Annotated in this window: 3 protein-coding genes; 2 read left to right on the forward strand and 1 reads right to left on the reverse strand. The window is 65.2% G+C overall.

Going from position 1 to position 1944, the window contains the following annotated elements:
- On the forward strand, positions 1–203 hold a 203-nt coding region (locus VBE63_RS28285), incomplete at its 5' end, for a hypothetical protein (protein WP_323686316.1).
- Positions 200–466, forward strand: coding sequence for a hypothetical protein (locus tag VBE63_RS28290; protein WP_323686317.1), 267 nt, complete (start codon positions 200–202; stop codon positions 464–466). The genes VBE63_RS28285 and VBE63_RS28290, both read left to right, overlap by 4 nt.
- Before the next feature lie 104 nt (positions 467–570).
- Here VBE63_RS28290 and VBE63_RS28295 read toward each other — a convergent pair whose 3' ends face one another.
- A complete protein-coding gene (locus VBE63_RS28295) occupies positions 571–1806 on the reverse strand; it encodes a PcfJ domain-containing protein (RefSeq protein ID WP_323686318.1) in 1236 nt (411 codons plus the stop codon).
- Positions 1807–1944 lie beyond the last annotated feature (138 nt).

The following is a 1944-nucleotide window of genomic DNA, read 5'->3' on the forward strand; positions in this document are numbered from 1 at the left end:
CCTCCTATGGCCCCTGGTTCAAGAACTTCCCGGCGCCGGCGCCGATCACGATCAGGCCGCGCGACTGGTTGGAGGTCAAGGCGAGCTTTGGGCAAGCCCTGCAGACCGAGATCACCAAACGCCGCGCCGCAACCGATCCATGCCGGGCTGATGCTGCGGCCGAGTCTTTGGGCGACCTCAGGCTTCAGGAGGTGAGGGCATGACAAAGACACAAGACCCAGCGGACCAGGCGGTGCTGGACGGGCCGCTTGAGACACTCGAGGTGATCGACCTTCAGCTCATCCGCAAGGCGCTCACCGAGGCCCAGGGCGAGCCGACCGAGGCGGCACGTGCGCAGGCCTTTGTCGCCGCTCTCTCGGCGCTGCTGCTGATGAGCGGGGATCACGAGCTCGGCAACGCGATTGGCGCCCTGATCGGGCTGCAGCCGCTCGATGCCGAGGCGTTGGAGCGGTTGATCACGGGCTGAGTCTCTGGGGAGCAGCGCTGTATCAATAGCCGACCCATTGCGCAGGCGTTGCTCAACCTCTGCGGGTGCACGAGGTGCCCGACGCGTCATCCTGAGCCTTGGCCTCAGGACCGGCCGACCTTCAGCTGCTCATGCAGCCAGTACTCCACGGCCGCTTGCGCCTCCGGACTCGGCGCTCGGTTGCTGACGCCCTTCAATTGATCCAGTGCGACACCGCCATGGCGCAGACTCAGCCCCAAGGTCAGCCGTTCCGGCTCCAACACCTTGTAGACCGCATACTGACCATCGTAGACCCGATCGGTGTAGGAGGCCACGCAATGGCGCATCAACTGGGTTTCCAGCTGCAGCGCATCCGGCGTAGTGATCGCCTGGATGGACGCGGTATCGGTGAATGGGGCCGGCGGAAACGCAAGGATGTGGCCGCTGGCGTCGAAGCGCCGGCGGTGGTTGCCATCCTGCTCGATCTGCTCGACGATCAAGCGTTCATGCAGCCGCCGCACCTGCGACGGCCGATCGCAGCGGCGCAGCTCACGCAGCGCCGCCTCGCCACCCATGCGCAGGCTGTCGTTGATCCATTCGCGCAGCGTTCGGTTCGAGGCCTCGCAGAGTAACCGCTGCAACGGGCGACCAGCCATCCAGGGATAGTCCTCGATGATCTTCACCAGCCGGAGGCTCAACTCAGGCTCATGCACGAGGGCGTTGCAGGTCGCCTCCTGACGCAGCACCCGCAACAGCCGGTCGACCTCATAGGCGTCGAACTCGCTGATGCGCAGCTTGGCGATCAGCCTGAGCACGCGGCGATAGGGCGGTAGCCCCAAGGCGCTGAGGATCTCGGTCTGCTTGCGGCCCGCGATCTCGATCAGCTGCGGCTCAGACCAGCCCTGTGTCTCGGCCCAATGATGCAGCAGGAAGCAGAGCCTGACGTTCGACAAGATCAGATCCCGCACGGCCTGCGAGCGCTGCGCAAGCGCCGCTAAGGCATAGCGCCGAGCCGGCAGCCGCTCCAAAGCCGCGGCCAGATGCTCGGGCAGGGTCGCAAACCAGTGCCGAAACGCGCTGTCCTCATGGTCGCGTTGAAACGGCAGCCATAGATCGCGGATGCAGGCGGTTTCAAACAGCCCCTCGGCATAACGCAGGGTGGCGAAGCCCGAGGCCCAGTGACTGACCGCATGCAGGCACTCAATGCCGAGCAGTGGCGAGTAGTCGACGAGCATAACGGCGGCGTCCGCATCCCAGGCATAGTGCAGCGCCTTGCTGTGCTCAGCACAGTCTCTGCGGTCTTGTCGGCGTTCGGCGAGCCAGGCTTGCAGCGGTGCTTTGAGGGCGTTCGCTCGACTCACCCCTGATCACTGGCCGAGCAGGGACCGCGGAACTGTTCTGGCACGTTGGTGGGACAGGCGCCACAGTCCTCATTGCCCGGCACCGCAAAGTCGATCTTGCGAGGATAAGGCAGGCCGAGCCCATCCATCAGCGCGACA

The organism is Lamprobacter sp. (assembly GCF_034860625.1).
Classification (GTDB): domain Bacteria; phylum Pseudomonadota; class Gammaproteobacteria; order Chromatiales; family Chromatiaceae; genus Lamprobacter.

Coding starts and splice junctions, on each gene's coding strand:
- VBE63_RS28290 (WP_323686317.1), top strand. CDS start 200: ATGACAAAGACACAAGACCCAGCGGACCAGGCGGTGCTGGACGGGCCG.